General features: G+C 61.6%; 11 protein-coding genes and 2 tRNA genes. 2 read left to right on the forward strand and 11 right to left on the reverse strand.

Annotated features, from left to right (window positions below; all coding sequences use genetic code 11):
* Positions 1-70: 70 nt before the first annotated feature.
* The 5 genes from LDN82_RS14985 to LDN82_RS15005 form a co-directional block, all read right to left on the reverse strand.
* Positions 71-868: a GntR family transcriptional regulator gene (locus LDN82_RS14985; RefSeq protein ID WP_224164796.1), complete on the reverse strand. Its 798-nt coding sequence runs from the start codon at positions 866-868 to the stop codon at positions 71-73.
* Positions 869-1018: 150 nt separating this feature from the next.
* Positions 1019-1092, reverse strand: a tRNA-Met gene (locus tag LDN82_RS14990).
* Between the two features lie 414 nt (positions 1093-1506).
* Positions 1507-1580, reverse strand: a tRNA-Met gene (locus LDN82_RS14995).
* Between the two features lie 203 nt (positions 1581-1783).
* On the reverse strand, positions 1784-4780 hold the full coding sequence (locus LDN82_RS15000) for a UPF0182 family protein (RefSeq protein ID WP_224164798.1): 2997 nt from the start codon (positions 4778-4780) through the stop codon (positions 1784-1786).
* 130 nt (positions 4781-4910) lie between these two features.
* Positions 4911-6047, reverse strand: a complete 1137-nt coding sequence (locus LDN82_RS15005) for a S16 family serine protease (RefSeq protein WP_224164800.1) — start codon at positions 6045-6047, stop codon at positions 4911-4913.
* A 211-nt stretch (positions 6048-6258) separates the two neighbouring features.
* Here LDN82_RS15005 and LDN82_RS15010 point away from each other — a divergent pair, with 211 nt between their 5' ends.
* Positions 6259-7695 carry a zinc-dependent metalloprotease gene (locus tag LDN82_RS15010; protein WP_224164803.1) on the forward strand — a complete coding sequence of 479 codons (1437 nt, stop codon included), beginning with the start codon at positions 6259-6261 and terminating at the stop codon, positions 7693-7695.
* A 45-nt stretch (positions 7696-7740) separates the two neighbouring features.
* On the opposite strand, the gene LDN82_RS15015 is transcribed toward LDN82_RS15010, so the two are convergent.
* From LDN82_RS15015 to nudC, 3 genes are read right to left on the reverse strand one after another with little or no spacing between them, the layout of a single operon-like run.
* On the reverse strand, positions 7741-8364 hold the full coding sequence (locus tag LDN82_RS15015; RefSeq protein ID WP_224164805.1) for a M48 family metallopeptidase: 624 nt from the start codon (positions 8362-8364) through the stop codon (positions 7741-7743).
* Positions 8364-10496, reverse strand: a complete 2133-nt coding sequence (locus tag LDN82_RS15020; protein WP_224164807.1) for an ATP-dependent DNA helicase UvrD2 — start codon at positions 10494-10496, stop codon at positions 8364-8366. The genes LDN82_RS15015 and LDN82_RS15020 overlap by 1 nt, the downstream gene beginning before the upstream one ends.
* Positions 10493-11482 (reverse strand): NAD(+) diphosphatase, encoded by a 990-nt coding sequence (nudC, locus tag LDN82_RS15025; protein ID WP_224164809.1) that lies wholly within the window; start codon positions 11480-11482, stop codon positions 10493-10495. Before nudC ends, LDN82_RS15020 begins: the two co-directional genes overlap by 4 nt.
* 179 nt (positions 11483-11661) lie before the next feature.
* Between nudC and LDN82_RS15030 the strand changes: the two genes are divergently transcribed.
* Positions 11662-12957 (forward strand): macrolide 2'-phosphotransferase, encoded by a 1296-nt coding sequence (locus LDN82_RS15030; RefSeq protein WP_224164811.1) that lies wholly within the window; start codon positions 11662-11664, stop codon positions 12955-12957.
* 24 nt (positions 12958-12981) lie between these two features.
* Here the strand turns inward: LDN82_RS15030 and LDN82_RS15035 are convergent, their stop codons facing one another.
* The 3 genes from LDN82_RS15035 to LDN82_RS15045 are packed head-to-tail and all read right to left on the reverse strand — an operon-like array spanning position 12982 to position 20239.
* Positions 12982-16512, reverse strand: coding sequence for an ATP-dependent DNA helicase (locus LDN82_RS15035; RefSeq protein WP_224164813.1), 3531 nt, complete (start codon positions 16510-16512; stop codon positions 12982-12984).
* Positions 16509-19826, reverse strand: a complete 3318-nt coding sequence (locus LDN82_RS15040; protein WP_224164815.1) for an ATP-dependent DNA helicase — start codon at positions 19824-19826, stop codon at positions 16509-16511. The genes LDN82_RS15035 and LDN82_RS15040 overlap by 4 nt, the downstream gene beginning before the upstream one ends.
* Positions 19823-20239: an MGMT family protein gene (locus tag LDN82_RS15045; RefSeq protein WP_224164817.1), complete on the reverse strand. Its 417-nt coding sequence runs from the start codon at positions 20237-20239 to the stop codon at positions 19823-19825. Before LDN82_RS15045 ends, LDN82_RS15040 begins: the two co-directional genes overlap by 4 nt.
* Positions 20240-20245: the final 6 nt, after the last annotated feature.

Raw genomic sequence — 20245 nt, forward strand, 5'->3', positions numbered from 1 at the left:
GCACCTGAACCATGCAAATGGCCGGATCCCTTCCAGGGTCCGGCCATTCTGTTTCTGTCGCCAACCATGCCTAGAGCAGGGAAGACTCCAAGGGGTCCTGGCCAGGACCAACGTCCGTGGCCACTTCAGCACGGATTTCGAAACCCTTGGGGTGGAAATAAGTCACCGTGCATTCAAGGACTTCACCGTGCGGCCCCAAAGTGGTCCGCTCCAAGCGCGGGACCATGGGAAATTCACGGACATTCAAGGCATCGGCAAGGTGCTCCGGTGGGGCGTGCATCGTGACCGTGATTTCGGCCCGCTGGAGAGGCTTGGACGTCCTGTCCTGGATCACCTGGTAAATGGAATTGCGCTCAGCATCCGCGAGGCTGATGTGACGGCCGATGTGGGAAGGGATAAAGATTTCGGCAATGGCATAGGGCCATCCGCCGCTTGAATAGGAGCGACGGATCACCAGGACGAGATTGTCATCGGACACCAGCTTGGCTGGCACGGACCTGTCCTTCTCCATCCATTTGTATTCAATCAGGCCTTTGACAGTCTTCATTCCTGCTGCTGTGAACGTCTCCATGAAGGGCGCCAAGCGGTTTAACATCCGGACCGGACGCTGCGCCATGACGAAAGTACCCTTGCCCTGCCGGCGAACAAGCAACCCCTTCACAACAAGGGTTTCAATTGCTTTGCGGACCGTAGTACGACTGATCCCGTACTCGTCCATCAACGATTCCTCGGTCGGGATCCGTGCGCCCGGTTCCAACCGGCTGACTTGATCAGTCAGGACGTCTGCAACCTGCTGGTACACCGCTACGGGGCTGTTCCTTTGCAGGGCCTGTCGATCCAGGTCCTGGCTGAAGTCTTCTTTGACCATCCGGCCTTCCCATTCATTCCCCGCACGCAGCCATTCCGGATTTGATGCTAGCACCGGCGTTGGACCCCAGCACCGGCACCGCGGGCGCTTGGCGCAGCATGAAAACAAAAAGGTCCGGATCAGTGAAAACTGATCCGGACCTTTCTCCAGTTGCGGGGACAGGATTTGAACCTGTGACCTCTGGGTTATGAGCCCAGCGAGCTACCGAACTGCTCCACCCCGCGTCGCAAGAACAACTCTACCGCACCAGGCAGGGTGCTTATGACCATCACGCGGTGAAGGTGGTGCAGATCACGGGCTGGAGGGTTGGCCACATAAGATCCGGGGTCATAGGACAAACGTGTGCACGGGGGACACTGTTCAGGTACCTGGGCGCCGAGTTCGCCGGCCTCCAGATCGCCTCGACCACCAACCGCTTGGAAGGCGGCACCGACGCCCAACTCCGGTTACTGCAACGGGCCCACCGGGGCATAAGCGAAGAGCACCGCAAAGGCTGGGCCGGACGCACATGACGCACCCGGGATTTATACACTCTTTGTCCCATAACCCGGATTTACACACGTTTTGTCCCATAACCCTAAGATCCGGGAAAACAAAAGATCCGGACCAGTGAATACTGATCCGGATCTTTTCTCCAGTTGCGGGGACAGGATTTGAACCTGTGACCTCTGGGTTATGAGCCCAGCGAGCTACCGAACTGCTCCACCCCGCGTCGCAAGAACAACATTACCGTCCGGTGAATGGCAGACCAAATCCTAACGACGTGATGTGCATCTCCCCCGGTCAATATCGCTCAATCGAATTTCCGGAAGAGCGCTTCCCCAACCATTTTGTAAACCAAAAGGGCCGTTGCCCGCTCCAGGAGGAGAGGACAACGGCCCTTCTAGTCACGCGGCGTCAACCTTTCACCGGCTACTAGCTGCTCGGCGACGGCGACGGCGTGGCGCTTGGTGTAGCACTCGGCGTCGCTGTCGGTTCCGGCGTTATGCCCAGGCGGGTCTCGGCGTCGATGGCCCTCTTGAGTGCCTCGGAAAGCCTGGCCTGCTGCTGGCCATAACCGGCAAAGTCTCCCTTTGCCAGAGCTGCCTGGCCATCCTGGATTGCCTTGTTGGCCTCGTCCAGAGCCGCCTTGAGATCAGCCTTGGCGTCAGTCGGGCCCGCAGGAGGCGTTGTGGTACCGGGCGGCGTTGCGGGCGTCTGGCCATTGTTCTGGAAGTCGCCAGCCTTGGCACCGGAGTTACCGCCGAACAACTGGTCCAGAGCCTCATCCAAGGTAGCTGCAAAGCCGATCTTGTCGCCGAAGGCCACGAGGACCCGCTGCAAGGTGGGATAAGAGGTCTCGCCTGTTGACTTCAGGTAGACGGGCTGGACATAAAGTAGGCCGCCACCCACGGGCAGGGTCAGCAGGTTTCCGTTCAAGACGTCTGATGCGCCCTGACGCAGCAAGTTAAGCGCCTGGGACACGGTGGGATCCGAGTTGAACTTGTTCTGCGCCTGTCCTGGGCCAGGAACCTGGGTATCCGTAGGAAGTTGCAACAGTCTTAGCTTGCCGTAGCTGTCAGCCTTAACTCCCTTGACGTTCCCGGCATCCGAATCGGCGGCCAGGAATCCGTACAGGATGTTCCTTGCGTTGCCGTTGACTGTTTGCGGAATGAAGGATGACGTCAACTGGAAAGCAGGCTTGTCCTGGTCAGGCATCTGCAGGGACATGTAAAACGGCGGCTGCTTGACGGCTTCCGAGACTGTGGGGTCATTCGGAACACTCCACGCATCATTGTTTTGGTAGAAGCTGTCAGGGTTCGTGACGTGGTAGCGGCCAAGGAGTTCGCGCTGGACCTTGAAAAGGTCCTCCGGGTAGCGGACGTGGCTCATGAGGTCGCCGGACATCTCCGTGTAGGACTTGATCGTGGTGGGGAACACCTTCTGCCAAGCCTTCAGGAGAGGATCATGGTCGTCCCAGGCATAGAGCGTGACCGAGCCGTCGTATGCGTCGACAGTGGCCTTGACCGAGTTGCGGATGTAGTTCACGGAGCTATTGGGCAGCGTCACCGTCCGGCCCGCACTGGTCTGCGAATCAACGGTCGCGTTCTGCAACTGCTGGGGCTGGGAGTACGGGAAGTACTGGCTAGTGGTGTAACCGTCAACGATCCACTTCACGCGACCATCGACGACGGCCGGATACGCGTTGCCATCCACCGTCAGGTAGGGAGCAAGCTTCTCAACCCGTTCGCGGGGATTGCGGTCGTAGAGAATCTGGGATTTCTCGTTCACGCCGTCCGAAAGCAACAAGTCCGAGGACTGGAACTTGATGGAGTACAGAATGCGGTTGAGCCAGTTGCCTACGATGGGTCCGCCGTTGCCAGTGAAGGTGTATTGGGTTTCTCCCCCGCCTTCGCGACCAGCGGGGCGGTCCTGCTCGCGGTGCTGGGCACCCTCGGGAGCGCCAACGATCGAATATTCAGGAGAGTTCTCGCCGAAGTAGATGCGAGGTTCGTACGTGGTGTCATTGCCGAGAACGCCGTTGGATGGAATGCCTGATTGCAGGAAATCCGGCTTGCCATCAACCGTGAACTTGTTGCCCTTCGCTGCGACAACACCGTAACCGTGGGTATAAACGATGTGTCGGTTGACCCAGGTCTGCTGATTTGCGCTCAGGCCGTCCGGGTTCAGTTCGCGAACAGCGATGACGGTGTCCTGCACTTTGCCATCCACTGTGTAGCGGTCCACATTCAGTGTCTGGGGGAACTGGTAGTACGGACGGTACTGCTCAAGCTGGGCGAACGCCGAGGAGATGAGGTTCGGATCCAGCAGGCGGATGTTGGCCGCAGTCTGGGCGTCCTTTGCCAAAGCTCCGCTCGTAGCCGTTGTTGTGGCGTTATAGGCGGACACATCAATCTTGTCCAGGCCGTAGGCTGCCCGGGTCATCTTGATATTGCGGTCAATAAACTCCCTTTCCAGGGTGTTTTCCGAGGGACGCACCTGGAATTGCTGAATAACCCATGGGTAGACGCCACCCGCCAGGATGGCGGTGATGATCAACATCGCGGTACCGATTACCGGCAGGCGCCAGCGGCCAATAACCGCAGCGATGATAAAGAGAATCGCAACCAAGCCCGCCGCAACCGCCAGGATGGCCTTGGTGGGCACAACGGCATTGACGTCCGTATACAGTGCACCTGCCCACCGTCCGGATGAGCTCTGCACAGTGGAGTACCTGTCCAGCCAGAAATTCACGCCAAGCAGCAGCAGGAAGAATGCACCTGTTACGGCAATGTGGATCTGGGCGGCACGGCTGGTGAAAACACCACGCTCCATGAGCCGGATGCTTCCGTACAAGTAATGCGTGAGGATGCCGGCAATGCCAGCCACTACCGCAATGCTGATGAGGAATCCGGTAACAAAGCCAAGGAACGGGAGCGACATCAAGTAGAAGCTGATGTCGAGATTGAACAACGGATCCGCTTGGCCGAAGGGCTCCTGGTTGAAGAAGAGGAGAACCTTCTGCCACTGGCTTGCCGCTGCGCTGCCGGCAAAGAGCCCGAACAGGATCGGCAGGCCGACCATGACGACTCGGCGGACAGGCTCAAGCTGGGCCTGATAACGGTTGAGGTTGTCACGTGACTCAGCATCCGGAGCGTAGACCGGCCTGGCGTGGTACGCGATCCTGATGGCGAAGTAGACGGCAGCGAACATCATGGCGAAACCGACCAGGAACGTGACGATCCGGGCGAGGTTCTCGCGGACATAAACTTCGAAGAAGCCTAGCTGCTGGTACCAGAGGACGTCTGTCCACACATTGGCGAAGAAAATGAATCCAACGACGGCCACTGCCACGACGATGAGCGTCGGAGTCAGGGCACCTCGTCTCAGCGGCGATCTTCCGGGCGGGTTGGAGCTGGCGGGACGGGACAAACTCTGTACCTCATTGGTGGTCGTCAGTTAAAAGTCGGTGTGCGTGTGTTCAACGATCTCTGCCCCTGGGCGATGGCGGAGTCCGTCATATATGCCACGAGTGGCGGTGGAGCTAAGTTCCACCGCCAGTCTAGTTGTTGGTGCAGGTGGGAAGGCCCGCCGTGTCCTGTCCTGAACCGAGTCGTTCCACTGCTGCGGTGGCATCGGCCAAGGTTTCCACCTTCACCACCTGCAGGCCATCAGGAATGTGCCCTACGACGTCGGCGCAATTCGCGGCCGGCGCAAGGAACATGGTGGCTCCATGCTGCCGCGCTCCAATCATCTTCTGCGCAATGCCGCCGATGGCTCCCACTGTTCCATCAGCGGTGATGGTTCCGGTCCCTGCCACGTGCTTTCCTCCAGTGAGGTCCCCTGGCGTGAGATTGTCCACGATGCCCAGGGCAAACATCATTCCGGCGCTTGGACCCCCCACGTTGTCCAAGGAAATTTTCACTTCAAACGGGAACGTGAAGTCGCTACCCAGGAGGATGCCCAGGACGTAGCGGCCAGCGGGATTCCTGGTTGGCGTTATCGTTTCCGTGACTGCAGAACCGTTCCTGTCCACGACGAGGACCGCCGGGGCGCCGTTTCCGGCTGCCAGTTCAGCCTGGACCATGCTGAGGGAGGAGATCGGTTTTCCGTTAATGGAGGTCAGCCGGTCTCCTTCCTGAAGTTTCCCCACGGAAGGAGACGGATCTGAGAGGCCGGCCACCTTGAGCCTCTGTTCAAAGGGGATATCCAATTGCCGCAGTGCTGCGGCAACAGCGTTTTCCTGTGAAGTCTCCATGGCAATTTCGCCTTGCTGGACCGTCTCTTCAGCTGTGGTGCCTTTGGGGTAGATCAGTTCCTCGGGATAAACGGCTTTGGATTTGTCCAACCAGGCCCGAAAGACTTCGAAAATTGTTGCAGGAGTCTTCGGCCCGCCCGCCATCACCACCGTGGTCAGGTCCAGGTTTCCCTTGGCTGGGAAGGACTCATGTCCCGAAATGCTGATGACCGGTTTGTCCCCATCCTGCCCCAACGTGTTAAAGGTCGGTCCGGCAGACTCAACTACGTAGGGAACCGGCAAAGCAGCCGCCCCGATCCCAAGTCCCAGTGCCAGCAGGCCCGAAACCACCATGATCATGTACCGGCCGCTGCCGGCAGGTTCCGGAGATTCAGGGGAGGAATCGGCGTCGGGCGTTTGACGCGGATCGAGCGAGCCCTCGGGGCTGGGCGAAGTAAGCATTGAGGCCTCTCTTTACCGGTACTGTGCGACCGGCATTTTGGCTCCTGCCGCTGGCCGCGGCGACGGGCACATACCAAACATCCACATTACGCGGTCGGGCGTTGTGGGGATGCTTTGCCTACAGCGAACGGCGCCGCACACAGGCAGACAGCCTTCCCACCGCGCGGTACGGTGAAAGTGATCACCAGCCAGTTCGACGATCGGCGGCACCATGACTTCCAATCCCAACAACCCGTCAGATGACGATGAGACGCCCAAGGACCCGCTGGCGGAAATGCTGCAGAACCTGATGGGCGGCCAGGGCATGGGCAACATCGATCCCGCCGAACTGGCCAAGGCTGCAGGGCTGCCCAACGATCCCCAGCTCCTGCAGCAAATGTTCGCACAAGTCCAGGCCATGATGAGCTCAACGTCCGAGGGTCCGGTGAACTGGCAACTGGCCCATGAGAACGCACGGCGCGTTGCGGCGTCCGGGAGCGATCCATCGGTGAACGCCCAGCAGGCCCGGGACATCGATGAAGCACTCCGGCTCGCGGAACTATGGCTGGATCCTGTGACGGACCTTTCCGCCACCGGACTTATCGGCCGTGCGTGGTCCCGTGCGGAATGGGTTGAAGCAACCCTTGGAACCTGGAAGCGGCTGACTGAGCCAGTTGCCAACAGCATCGCCAATGCATTGTCCAACGCCTTGACCCAGCAGATGCCCGAGGAAATGAAGTCCATGATGGGTGGTGCTTCGTCAATGCTCCAGAACATGGGCGGCGCCATTTTCGGGATGCAATTGGGCCAGGCGATTGGCGCGCTCTCGGCCGAGGTAGTCAGCTCCACGGACATCGGTGTTCCCCTGGCTGACCTGGAGATGGCCCTGCTCCCGGCCAACGTCGCCAAATTCGGCGAAGGTCTCAGCCTCCCCGAAAACGATGTCCGGCTCTTCCTCGCCGTCCGCGAGGCAGCCCACGCCCGGTTGTTCGTGCAGGTTCCGTGGCTGCGCGGCCACTTGCTCGGCGCCATTGAAGCCTATGCACGAGGCATCCACATTGACATGTCCCGAATCGAGGATCTCGCACGGGAGCTGGACCCCGGCAACCCTGAAGGAATCCAGGAAGCCTTGTCCCAGGGCGTCTTCACTCCGGAGCGGACGCCCGTGCAGACTGCCGCTCTTGAAAAGCTCGAAACGGCGCTTGCCCTCGTGGAGGGATGGGTGGATGAACTCACTGCTGAAGCCACCGACAAGGTACTCCCCTCGGCTACCGCCCTTCGCGAAACTGTCCGTCGTCGGCGTGCCACCGGCGGCCCTGCCGAACATGCCTTCTCATCGCTTGTGGGGCTGGAACTGCGCCCACGCAGGCTTCGGGAGGCCGCTACCCTCTGGGCAACCCTGAAAGCAGAACGCGGTATTGCGGGCAGGGATGCCATTTGGCACCACCCTGACCTGCTGCCCACCGGGGAAGACCTGGACGATCCCAAGGGCTTCTCCGAACGCCGCAGGCTTGCCGAGGCCAGCGACACCGAGGTTGACGATGCTCTGCAGAAGCTCTTGAGCGGCGGCTACGATGAGCCCGGGGACGCCGAATCGGAAGGTGACGACTCCCAGGACGACAACGGGCCCGACCCAGGCAGCGCAGATCCGAAGTCACCGTCCACCTAATGTCAGCAATGGTCGCCATGAATTTCATGGCGACCATTCTCGTCCCTACTCCGTTTCGTCCGCGCCCGTTCCAGCTGATTCATTGGCGTCACCGCTAATCCCACGGGAGGTCGCGAACGCGACCCCCTCCAAGAATGCTTTGGCGCGCTGTGTCTCCGGGTAGGCCGTCAGCAAGTGCCAAAACTGCGCATTGTGCCCCGCTACCAACAAATGCGCCAATTCGTGCAGGAGCACGTAGTCGATCACCCACTGTGGCATCGCCTGAAGCTTGTTCGAAAGCCGGATGGTTCCATCCGCTGGAGTAGCCGAGCCCCACCGTGAGTTCTGGTTCGTCACCCAGCGGACCGACGTCGGAACCGCCCGTCCTCCGAGGTAGGTCCGCGAAAGGTGCGCTGCATGCTGGGCAAGTGCCTCGTCCGTAGCAGGTCTGCGCCGATCTGGTTTACCCGCCCTGCGCTCACCTTGCCTCTGGAGCTTCGCAAGCATGCGTCGCACCCACTCGCGCTCCTGCGATTTGGTAAAGCTGGCGGGAATCGCGACAACGGCATTACCGTCTTCCCAAAACGCAGCTACCGTCCGTCGGCGCCGGGCTGAGCGCCTGACAACTACTGGAGCACCGTCGTCGGTGAGCATGGGAACGTCGGCCTGGCCGGCTGTTGGGCGCGGCATCAGAGGTTGGTGCTCTCTGCGAGGACGGCGAGGACGGCTTCTCCGTAGCGCTCCAGTTTGGAGGGCCCTACCCCCGCCAGTCCGGCCAATTCCTCCAGCGACGCTGGCCGGGCTTCGGCTATTGCGGTTAATGTGGCATCAGTGAAGACAACGTAGGCGGGAACATCGGCAGATTGCGCTTCATCGCGCCGCCACTGCCTCAGTGCGTCAAAGGTCTGTTCCTCATATGTCGGCGGGCATTGGTTGCACCGACCCACCTTCCTCTCGGCTCCGGAGGCAAGCATGCTTCCACATACCCTGCACGACGCCGGCGCGGCAGCCTTGCGGCGGGTGGAACCTGCCCGGCTCCTGGCGTTCGCGGACGCCACCGAATCCGGCCGGAGTCCATCGAGAAAGCGCGAGGGCTTGCGGTTGGCGCGGCCACCCGGAGTACGCGCGGAGGACCATGACAGGTTCAAATGCTCACGCGCACGGGTGATCCCGACGTAGAGCAGCCGGCGTTCTTCGTCCACGTCCTCCGGTGTGTCCGCGAAGGAGATAGGCATGAGTCCTTCGCTGAGGCCCACCAGGAAAACGGCATCCCATTCGAGGCCCTTCGCCGCGTGAAGAGAGGCAAGGGTCACACCCTGAACTGTGGGAGCATGCTGGGCCACCGACCGTTCCTGGAGCTCGTTGACGAACTCAGCCAAGGTGAAAGACTCTCCACGGCTGACTGACAACTCATCAGCCAAGGCCACCAAAGCGGCCAGGGATTCCCAACGCTCGCGAAGTGCTCCCCCGCTGTGTGGCGCGGCTTCGCTGTAGCCAAGCGAGGCAACAATGTCACGGACAATCTGGCCCAGGGGCTCCGGGGCGCCTTCTGCCACAGCCCTGGTCGCTGCACGCAGCTGCAGGATGGCATCCCGGACCTCCTTGCGGGCGAAGAACCTCTCTCCGCCGCGAAGCTGGTAGCCGATTCCCGCCGACGCCAACGCTTGCTCGTAAGCTTCGGATTGCCCGTTGGTGCGGAACAGTATGGCGATCTCGCTGGCTTTTACTCCCGTGTTGAGTAGCTCCTGGATTCTGCCGGCAACGACCGCCGCCTCCGCTTCGTCGTCCGGACATTCCATGAACCGCGGTTCCGGGCCCGCTGGCCTTTGGGCGACAAGCTTGAGTGGAGGCGCCCACGCCGCATCGGCAACCGGTCCACCACTTCGCCGGGACCCGAGAAGTTCATTGGCCAGCTTAACCACCTGCGGGGTGGACCTGTAGTCACGGATGAGCTTGACGACGGTGGCGCCTGGGTAGTGTGCCTTGAAATTCAGGAGATGTTTGGGTGAGGCCCCCGTAAAGGAGTAGATGGTCTGGCTCGCATCACCCACCACGCACAATTCATCACGACCACCCAACCAGAGATCCAGGAGCCGCTGCTGAAGCGGGGAAACATCCTGGTACTCGTCGACGACGAAGTGGCGGTATTGCTCCCTGACCGTCGCTGCAACCTTGGGATCCTCCTGGAGGATTCCAACCGTAATAAGCAGGACGTCTTCGAAGTCAATGACGTTGCGGTCAGTCTTAATATCCTCGTACGCCTGGAACACCCTGGACACAGCCGTGAGGTCGAAGCCTCCCGGAGTCCCGCGTCCTTGTGCATTCTCCAGATAGTTGGCAGGTGTGAGCATAGAGACTTTTGCCCACTCAATCTCTGCAGCCAAGTCCCTGATGGAAGCGCGATCAGTGCTGAGGCGAAGCCTGCGTGAGGCCTCAGCAATCATGTTCGCCTTGTGGTCCAGCAGGCTGGGCAGGGTACCGCCGATCGCCTGCGGCCAGAAGAACTGCAATTGCCTCAGGGCCGCAGCATGGAAAGTCCGTGCCTGGACATTGGCCACGCCAAGATCCCGAAGCCTGCTCCGCATTTCGGCCGCAGCCCTGGCTGTGAAGGTCACGGCCAGCAGCCTCTGTGGTGAATACACCCCCGAATGCACTCCATAAGCGATGCGGTGCGTGATGGCTCGGGTTTTGCCTGTGCCTGCACCTGCGAGTACGCAAAGAGGGCCAGTGAGAGTGCTGGCTACTTCACGTTGCTCATCATCCAAGCCGCTGAGGATCCGCTCCTCCAGTGAGCCTCCGACGTCGAAAATTCCTCCTGTCACGGCTGGAGGTCTTCGATGACGCCGCCGTACCAATGCTCAATCAAGGAGCGCGCAATGGACAGGCGCGTGGAGATGGTGATCTCGCCACTCAACACAGCCTCCTGCAACTCTTCACGGCTGAACCACCGCGCGCGGGTGACCTCTACGCCGTCGGGGCGGGCAACGGCGTCGTTCGTTATTGCCGTAAATCCCAACATGAGCGAGGCAGGGAAGGGCCACGACTGCGAACCGAGATACTGGCAGGCAGTAACGCGTACGCCTACTTCCTCGCCGATTTCGCGGACAACAGCCTGCTCAAGCGATTCCCCGGGTTCAACAAATCCGGCAAGGGTGGAGTAGTTCCTGGCGTCCGCAGGCCCGCCGCCACCGAGCAGGAGCCGGCCGTCAGGGCCAACGACAGTAACGATGATCGCCGGGTCTGTGCGCGGATAGTGCTCAGAGTTGTCTTTGGGACACCGCCGCACCCAGCCCCCGGTTTCAATATCAGTTGGCGTGCCGCACTGCGGGCAATGGGTATGGGTCGCATGCCAGTTGGAGATGGCGCTGGCTTCGATGAACAAGGCAGTGTCAGTAGCATCGAGGCGTCCTGCAACTTCCCGGAACCCGGCCCACTGCGCAACGGAGGGGATCAGGGCTGTCCCGGGCACGGGCGGCTCAGCAACTGTAAACAGCAAAACGGGAGTACCCTCGGCCACGGACGAAGGCCTCAAGGTGGTACCCAGGTAGATAGCAGTCAGGGCGCCGGCTTTTGCTTCGCCGAGGGCAGCCCACAGTGGACCAGCATCCCCGAACCAAAGGCCATCCCTGCTCACCAACGCCTTGCGTTGGGAAATGACCATGGCCTTGGCCCTGCCGGAGGCGATGAGGTCCTCAACCATGCCAGGCTTCATGCGCTCACTGGAGCCTCGGTCCACCAACGCCGGGCGCACTGGAAGAACAGTTTCCATCAAGTGGTTGGCCAGCGCCGGAGACTCCGCATAACTCATGTATCTACCGTACTGATTCGCACCGACAAAGAACATTTGGATCGGCCGCTTGTGCATATCGTGCCAATGCCGGCGGCTGAGGGGACCGATGATCCACTTCTGCCTTGTTTTCGTGCGGATCTGAAGACTCGCCGCACTGCATCATGGCCATAGGCGCCACTCAATCTACCGTGGAAGACGTGAGAAGAACACCGCTCGAACTGGCCGCTGTAGCAACCGCGGCGGTGCCCGGACTGGCACCGACGGCTACAGCCTATTCCCCCGATGACGACGCCGACTTCGATTCGGCGTTGTTGCTCGATGCGGAAGGCAAGCGTTGGCGCGTCCGTTCGCCGCGTCATCCCGAGGCCAGTACCCGCCTCGAAACGGAATTCATGGTCCTTCGGGCCTTCGCGCCCGCCATCCGTGCCGAGCTTCCTTTCCATGTGCCAACCATCGCCGGCACAGTCCGGCAGGGCGCCCTCACAACATTCGTGTATGCCCATCTGCAGGGTTCCACGCTGTCCATTGACGAGCTATCCGCCGGCAGTCCGGCTTTGGCCCGTGATATTGGCAACGCCCTTGCCGCCATCCACGACCTCCCCCTGGCACTGGTCAACAATGCAGATCTGCCCAGTTACTCGGCCAACGAGTTTCGGCAGCGCAAGCTCAACGAATTGGACCAGGCGGCCACTACCGGCAAGATCCCCGCCACGTTGCTGCGCCGCTGGGAGCATGCCCTTGAGGACGTCGCACTGTGGCGGTTCAACCCTTCGGTGGTTCATGGCGACCTCCACGAAGACAACCTGATGGTCCAGGACGATACCGTGACGGCCTTGACGGGGTGGACCGACCTCCGCATTGGTGATCCCGCAGATGATTTCGCGTGGCTGGTGGCGTCCAACGAAGCCTCGTTCGTTGAAGCGGTCCTCGGCCGGTATACCGAGGCGCGCCGGGACACACCCGACGCCCATCTGCTTCGACGCGCCGCTTTGCTGGCTGAATTCGCGTTGGCCCAGTATTTGGTGAAGGCAACGGCCGTTGGGCACGACGACATGACGTCAGAGGCAGTATCAATGCTGCAGTCCCTTGCGGATGACATAGAAGAACAAGCCCGGCATGACGAGGCCGTTCTGGCCGCCGAGCAGGCGGCTGCAGCTGAGGCTGAAGGCGCGGCACTGCAGGAAGCCGCGAATCACTCGAATAACGTCCGGCAGCCTGCCGTCACCGTCGTGGCGATTCCCGACGCCGGGACTTCAGTCCCGGCGCCTTCCCTACCTCCCACATCGTCGAAGGAAGCCCCCCGCGCCGGACTGCCTGACGCCGAAGCACCTGACAACGAGACACCTGACAAGGGAGCAGCATCCGATGCGGATGCTGAAACGGTGTCGAACAAGGTGGCGGATGAATCCTCCCCTCGGTCTCAGGATGACGCGTCGACTGCAGCTTTGAATGTTGTCAATGTGACACCGCTGCATGCCGGCGAGCGTTCCTAGACCAGCGCTTCTCCCGGATTCCTTCTACCCGGAAACCCCACGCGCGGGATCGTTCATGAGGGCCTCGTCGATGATCTGCTCGAGTTCCTCGGCACTGCCCAAGTCATGCGGACGCACGACAGCATCCTCCGCCACGTAATAGAACGCCGCGCTGACTTCCTCCAGGGGAACGCCCTTCAACCGCGCCCATGCAAGACGGTACACAGCCAACTGCACGGCTTTCGCTGCGAGTTGTTTGCCTGCAGGCCGGCGTCCTGTTTTCCAGTCGATGAGTTGCCATCGCCCGTCCGCGTCGCGGAAAACGGCGTCGATACGTCCGCGGACCACCACGTCACCGATCCTCGTTTCCACAGGCACTTCCACAAAGGCCGGGGCCCGATGCGCCCACTCGGACTGCTTGAACGCTTCAACCATTTGATCCAGGCCGTACGCTTCGTCGATATGGGCATCCGAGCCGGGTGCTTCGTCGATGTCCAACATGCCGGTTGTTCCGAAGTACTCCTCCACCCAGGCATGGAAAGCTGTGCCCTTTCGGGCCGAAATGCCCGGTTCCCGGGGCACGGGTCGGCGCAGTTGGGCCAGCACCGCTGCGGGATCTGCGCCAAGGTCAACGAACAGGGAGGCCGAGATGTGGCTGGGCAAGTGCACATCCTGCCGAAGCTTTCCCTGGAGCCGGCGATCCAGTAGCAGCTGGGCTTCGTGTGACCACCGCCCCGGGTTGCCTGTCAAAGCTTCCGGTGGTCCTTGAGAAGCGGACTCCTCCATGAATTCACGTACCCGGGCCGCAGCCCGGTCCATGGCGGCACGACGCCCGGGAACGAGCCTGATGCGGGCTCCCGTACGGGGATCGGACGGGCCTTCGAGTGGATCATACGGAAATTGAGCCACTTCCAACGTGGCGGTGAGCGGGCTGCTATCGGGCAGGGATTCTTCGGCTACCGACTCGGGGTGGACCACAACGCCCTGGACATTCGCGACAGCCAGGGCGTCCCCGGACGAGGAGGACACTCCCGCGAGCGGCGCCAGCTCGGAGAGGAACGACGACATCCCTGCCATACCGGATCTGGACCCATTCCATGCGGAGCTGGACACCATCAAAACAAACTTGGCCCGCGTGTAGGCGACGTACGCAAGCCGGCGTTCTTCGGCTTCGCCATGATGTTGAACTTCCGATTTGAAGTCCTTCTCAGCGTCCAGCCACCCCTTTTGGTCGTTGTGGTCAAGATCCCACTGCGGCAGATCAGCCCGGTCACCGCGCAACGGCCATGGCAGGGCAGCTGCGCCGCTGCTCCATCGTGAGTCCCTGTTGCTGGGGAAGGAACCTGCGTTGAGCCCGGGGACAAAGACGACGTCCCATTCCAGCCCTTTGGAGGCGTGGACTGTTAAGAGTTGGACTGCTTCCCGATTGGTTTCAAGAGGAGCAATGTCCAGGCCACCTTCCTCCGAGGCTGCGGCTTCCAGCCAGGAGAGGAAAGCCAGGAGATCGATCCGCTGGGAGGTCTGCAGGAATCCGGCGGCCGCGTCCTGGAAGGCATCCAGGTTCCGGCGTGCTTGGTGGATGCTGACGCCAGGCTTTGCGGCCACCTCGATATCCAGCAACATGGCACGTTCAACCTCGCCGAGCAAGGTTGTCAGGTCATCCCCAATGTAGGTGCGAAGGGTGCGCAGCTCCTCCGACAACCTCGTCAATCGTTCCAGGGCTGGAAGGCTCAGCGACCTCCCATGTCCGGATGTCCAGCCCGGCCGCGGGAGGAAGTCCAAGGCTTCCACAAGGCTCGCGGCGTCAGTGATGTCGCTTTCCATCACGACAGCAGCCGGGTCTTCGTCCGCCACCTCAGGGGTGTTGCCGGGACCTGACCTCCGCTTGGCCAGGAAACGGGACCAATCATTAAAGGCCATGAGGTCCGCTGGCCCAATGCGCCATCGTGCTCCGGCTAGAAGCCGCATCAAAGCATCGGAACGGCCAGGATCAGCCAGAACCCGCAGCGTTGCCACCAGGTCCACTATCTCAGGCGTGTCCAACAGACCCCCGAGGCCAACGATCTCATAGGGAATTCCTTGAAGTTCGAATTCCCTCCGAAGGCATTCCATCTGCGCGCGTCGCCGGCACAGAACCGAAATTGTTGGCTTGACCGGAGTACCGTCTTTCTCTTCCTCGAAGACGGTCCTCTGGTACCGCCGGACGTCGCGGGCAATAGCGCCAGCCTCGTCTTCGTCTGTGCTGAAGCGACCGATAACAACGCTGCCTTCGGCCGCGGCCGGACTCGGCACCAGGGGTGGAACCGCCACGCCACTTGCAGTGTCCCTCTCCCCCGCGGGGCCGTCGGCTGCTGCGGCTTTGTTCAAGGGCGCGGCAATAGTGTTGGCTGCCTGGAGGATGTTCCTGCCGTTGCGCCAAGCCGTGGTCAGGTACGACGTTGGCGCCACAGAATAGGAGTCTCCGCCAGATGCTTGATCGTTGTGCCTCACGGGGAACTCCTGCACAAAGTGGAAGAGCTGTCCTGCGGAAGCGCCGCGGAATCCGTAGATCGATTGGTTCGGGTCCCCTACCGCGGTGACGGCATGACCGTGGCCGAAAAGGCGCGAAAACAAGACAAGCTGGGCATGCGAAGTGTCCTGGAACTCGTCCAGCAGCACCACCTTGTAGCGTGCCCGCTCAGTGGCCGCAGCCAACGGTATTTCCCGGGAGATGCGGGCCGCAAGTGCCACGAGGTCCCCGAAATCCAGCACTCCCCTTTGACGTTTGGCATCCTGGTAGCGCAGAACCATATCTGCGACGCTGGCCCGGGTGCGCAGCATGGCAGCGAGCTCCCCTGCCGCCTGCGTGGGGCTCTTCTTTGCCCCGGCCACATAAGGCAGTTGCTCGAAGGACTGAACGCGTTCCAGCACCCAGTCCCGGACGGTGGCGGGGTCCTGCAGGTGTTCCGCGCACTCGCCGGCCAGCTGGTTGACGGCATTGACGAGCGTCGACTTTGCCGCGGTGAAATGCTCGTATTCGCCGTCGTAAGCCTCAACAACCTCGCTTGCCAACTGCCACGATTGGGCACCGCCGAGCAGGACGACGTCCCGCTCGATGCCCAACCTCAATCCATAGTCCGAAACAATTCCGCTCGCGTAAGAGTGGTAGGTGGACACTTTGGGCTCGAGGTCGTCGGCACCCAGAAGCCCTTCCGGGAAGCCGATGCTGCCATCGTCTTCGTTGGCTATGCGCTGGAGGGTGGCCAGTTTTGCCCGGATTCTGCTGGCCAACTCGCCGGCAGCTTTACGGGTAAATGTCACACCCAGGACTTCCTCGGGCCGGACCCAACCATTGGCCACGAGCCACACAACGCGGTCTGCCATGGTGGCGGTTTTTCCCGACCCCGCGCCGGCAATCACCAGCCGTGGCGTAAGGGAGGAAGCGATGATGCTTGCCTGCTCTGCGGTGGGGTGGTTCTTTTCGCCAAGGATGTCTGCCAGTTCCGACGGGGAGAACCTGGGAACCGGCAGCCTGGACTCCCCTTCCAGGATTCCGGCATCCCGGCTGCCGGATCCTTCAAGAAGTTCGGTAGTCATTCAGTGACCTGCTTTCCTCTGGCGCACAGTGGGCAAATATCGGGCAGACGGCAGCCATGTCCGCCGTGTCCCGCTTTGCTCGGATCATGCCGGGCTTCGAACGTTGCGCCGGCCATGAGTTCCGCGGCCTCATGGACCAAAGCCTCTGCCCAGTTGTCGTCGGTCTCGAGTGGATCCTGCTGTTGAACCCCCGGGCTCTTGGTCTTGGTTCCCAGCTGTGCAAGGACGGCCCCACCTGGAACAGGGTGGCCGGACTCCCCAAGTGCGCCCGCATCCTCGAATGCTCCTTTGAGCACCGCTGCCTGGTACGCCCCCAGCTGGGGGTGCCTGGCTACTTCGGCCTTGCCCGGCTGGCGTTTCCCGGTTTTGAGATCGACGATCACCAAACGGCCTGCGGCGTCGATTTCCAGGCGGTCAACCTGTCCGCGGAGCACAGCGTGCCGAGTGGCGGCCGAATCATCCGCATCCTCATTCAGACGTGCAGAACCCAGGTGGACGTCAGGAAGTTGGACTTCGAAGTCGTGCTCCACCGCCAGCAGGCTCCTGCCTTCGCTTCGCATGATGAGCACGTACTGGGCCAATTTGCGAACCATCTGTTCCGCACGCTGGTAATCGAGCTTTCCTTCCCAGTTGTCTTTCATGCCAAGGGTGGGCCAGCGGCGAACGAGTTCCGCAACGTACTGCGTCCCTGAAGCGTCCGGCAGCTCCTGTGCAATGCTGTGGACCAGTGTGCCAAGGCTCCGTGCGAAGTCCGTGGCAGCTTCTCCTCCGGCCGCTTGCACAAACCAATCCAGTGGGGACTTGTGGACGGTCTCCACCTTGGATGGCGACACCGCAACAGTGCCTCCCGGTGGGACAACCGCTTCCTCGGAGCTCAAGGGCGCCAAGCCCCACCAGGTATCCGGATGGGCTCCGGCCACGGGTGGATCAACAGAAGCAAGACGGGCCAGCACACGTGCTGCCTCGCGCGCCGTGGGTGTTTCGCCGTTGGCGTCTTGGTCTTCAGCCTGGGCATGCTGCCTCAACTCGGCCACCAGCGCGCGAAGAGTCATGGGTCGATCCACCGGTGTGTAGTCGCGCCGGTACTCGCCGGAAGCCAACGGTGCGACATAATCCAGGAAGGCCGAAGGTTGTTCGTCCTCCGAAGAGACAGCCGTGCAGATGAGGACCTCCCTGGCGCGTGAGACCGCAGTGGAGAAACTCCTGAGTTCGTCGTAGCGGATGTCCCTGAGCCTGCTGAGGGGTCCGCGGCCCAACGCGTAGTCGACTCCATGCTCCACGGCGTCCGCAAACAGGGTGCTGCCCAGGAGTTCCCCGCGTAGACGGGTATTCGGCCAGACACCTTCCTGCAGGCCGGCCACGATCACCACAGGCCATTCGCGGCCAGCCGCACTGGCAGGAGTCATGATTTCCACGCATTCCTCAAGCTGGGCCCTGGCCGCAAGGGTGTCCATCGGAAGTTCCTGGTTCAACAAGTAATCGAGGAACTGTTCCGGGCCTGAGCCGGGCAGTTGATCCACAAAACGCTCCGCCGTGTGGAACAGGGCCATCATGGCGTCAAGGTCGCGGTCAGCGCGCGCCCCTGCACTCCCTCCTTCCAGCGCAGCGTCGGACCAGCGTGGCGCCAATCCCGTGGCGTGCCATAGCGCCCAGAGGACGGATTCCGCGTTGGCCCCGGGTTCGGCTGCTGCGGCAGTGCCCGCAGCAATCATCCGTGCAAGTCGTCGGGCAGGGTTTCCTTCAATTCCCAACGAAGCCAGGGCTCCCGGTTCAAGCAACGCTTCCACCAGCAACGCGTCACTGGAACGTCCGCCGCCGCCAAGCAGCTCCTCGCGCCGGAGAGATTGACGGAGGCGGCGGAGCTCAATGGCAGACGCTCCACCAATGCGCGAAGTCAGGAGGGAAACAGCGGTCTCGGGAGTGAGCTTGGCCGGATCAAGGATGACAGCGAAGACTTCCAGGAGGGGCCGGACGGCCACCTCATCCCGGACTGCGGAATCAGCCACAGGAACGCGCACGGGAATTCCCTGTCCATTGAGGTACCGCTGGAGTTGCGAGATCAATCCACCATTTCGGACAATGACGCCAATATCACTGAAGTCCCGGCCCTCACGCAACTGCGCTTCCAGAATCCGCTGTGCAACGTATCGGAGCTCATGGACAGGAGAAGGCAGCACGTGTCCTTCCACCCGCCCGCCGTTGCTGATTTCCTGGGCGCCTTCGACGGACTCCGGCTGTTCGAGTCGCCTCGCCTTTTGGCCCCCGGATCGTTGTGAGATACGTGCGGCAACCCTTGTCCAGGCCCGCGCCACCTCGGGGCGATGACGATGCGTGGTCCACAGTGGCCGCTCAAGAACCCCGTGGCTTCCCTCGAGAAGCACGGGCAGCTCCGGGACAAGGTCCGGCCGCGCTCCACGAAAGCCCTGCACCACCGTGTCAGGCGAATACGTAACTATGGCGTCCTTGCCCTCGGCAATATCCGCCAGGAGTTCAAACACGGCAGGATTGGATTCCTGGGCATCGTCCACGAGAACCAGCTGCAGCCGGTCACGCTCAGCGGCCAGGAAAGCCGGCGAGTCCTGGAAAATCTGGCGCGCCGTGGTGATGATCCCTGCGGGATCAAAGGCCTCGGGCATGCGGAGGTCCAAAACATCCCGATACTCGCTGTAGAGCTGGGCGGCCGCCATCCAATCCGGACGCCCACATTCATAGGCGAGCCCCACCAGGTCCTCTGCAGTGCGGCCGGACTCGATAATGCGATCAAACAATTGGCGGATCTCGTGGCGGAAGCCGCGGGTGGGCAATGCTGCGGAGAGGTCCTCCGGCCAAGGCAACTGATGCCCTGGGCGGGAATGGCCTTCCAGCAGCTCCTTGATGATCAGATCCTGTTCCGGTCCGGAAAGGAGCTTCGGCGGACGGGGCAACGGCAGGACGCCTTCCGCTTTGGCTCGCCGGATGACGTCGAAGGCGTACGACGCCCAGGTGCGCGCCGGCGTCGTACTGAGGCTTCTGTCCAGGCGACCGGTGAAGGTATCCCGCAAGGCGGCTGCGGCGTGTCGGCCAGGAGCGAGAATAAGTATCCGTTCGGGATCCACGCCGTCTTCATTAACACGGCGGACCGCCGATTCGACCAGCACCGTGGACTTTCCGGTGCCCGGACCCCCAGGGACCAGGACAGGTCCGCCTCCTTGCCTGACTGACACAACCGCACGCTGGTCCGGAGACAGGTCAGGCGCCGCGTAGTGAATCTCGCGCGGCGGAAGCAGGCGGAGGGCTGCCGGGGCTTGGCGGGTTTTGGTAGCTGTTGCGGTCACACAGTCATTTCATCATCGGGCACCGACAAATTATGGAGCTGACGCTCCAACTGGTCCGAGATCACATCAATACGATCGAATTCAGCATCATTTGGCGCCCATCGTGCAGCTCCAAGGTCCACACGCCAGCGGCCCTCGCCTGTTCGCAGGAATTCCTCAAAGGCGCCGTGCAGGGGTGTGGACTCCTGCACATAATGGCGCAGGGCCTCTGCCTCGTGGCCGGGCGGGGCATCCCCGCTTGCCCGTAGGACACGCCACCAAGCTACGGAACTGCCGTAGTGGCTCATCACCGCGCCCACCTGCCTGGGTCCGCCGGCTCCAAGAAGTTCTGCGACGTCACCATATGACAGGGCCGTGCCGGGCGGAACAAGGTCCACGACAGCCAGCACCGCCGTCACATACTCCATCCGCATGTGCTC

It is taken from the genome of Arthrobacter sp. StoSoilA2, assembly GCF_019977195.1.
GTDB lineage: Bacteria > Actinomycetota > Actinomycetes > Actinomycetales > Micrococcaceae > Arthrobacter.

What these genes read in the sequence shown, in the direction of transcription:
- nudC (WP_224164809.1), bottom strand. Translation starts at nt 11,482, where the DNA reads ATGAGTTATGCGGAGTCTCCGGCGCTGGCCAACCACTTGATGGAAACT.
- LDN82_RS14985 (WP_224164796.1), bottom strand. Translation starts at nt 868, where the DNA reads ATGGTCAAAGAAGACTTCAGCCAGGACCTGGATCGACAGGCCCTGCAA.
- LDN82_RS15015 (WP_224164805.1), bottom strand. Translation starts at nt 8,364, where the DNA reads ATGCCGCGCCCAACAGCCGGCCAGGCCGACGTTCCCATGCTCACCGAC.
- LDN82_RS15005 (WP_224164800.1), bottom strand. Translation starts at nt 6,047, where the DNA reads ATGCTTACTTCGCCCAGCCCCGAGGGCTCGCTCGATCCGCGTCAAACG.
- LDN82_RS15045 (WP_224164817.1), bottom strand. Translation starts at nt 20,239, where the DNA reads ATGCGGATGGAGTATGTGACGGCGGTGCTGGCTGTCGTGGACCTTGTT.
- LDN82_RS15010 (WP_224164803.1), top strand. Translation starts at nt 6,259, where the DNA reads ATGACTTCCAATCCCAACAACCCGTCAGATGACGATGAGACGCCCAAG.
- LDN82_RS15035 (WP_224164813.1), bottom strand. Translation starts at nt 16,512, where the DNA reads ATGACTACCGAACTTCTTGAAGGATCCGGCAGCCGGGATGCCGGAATC.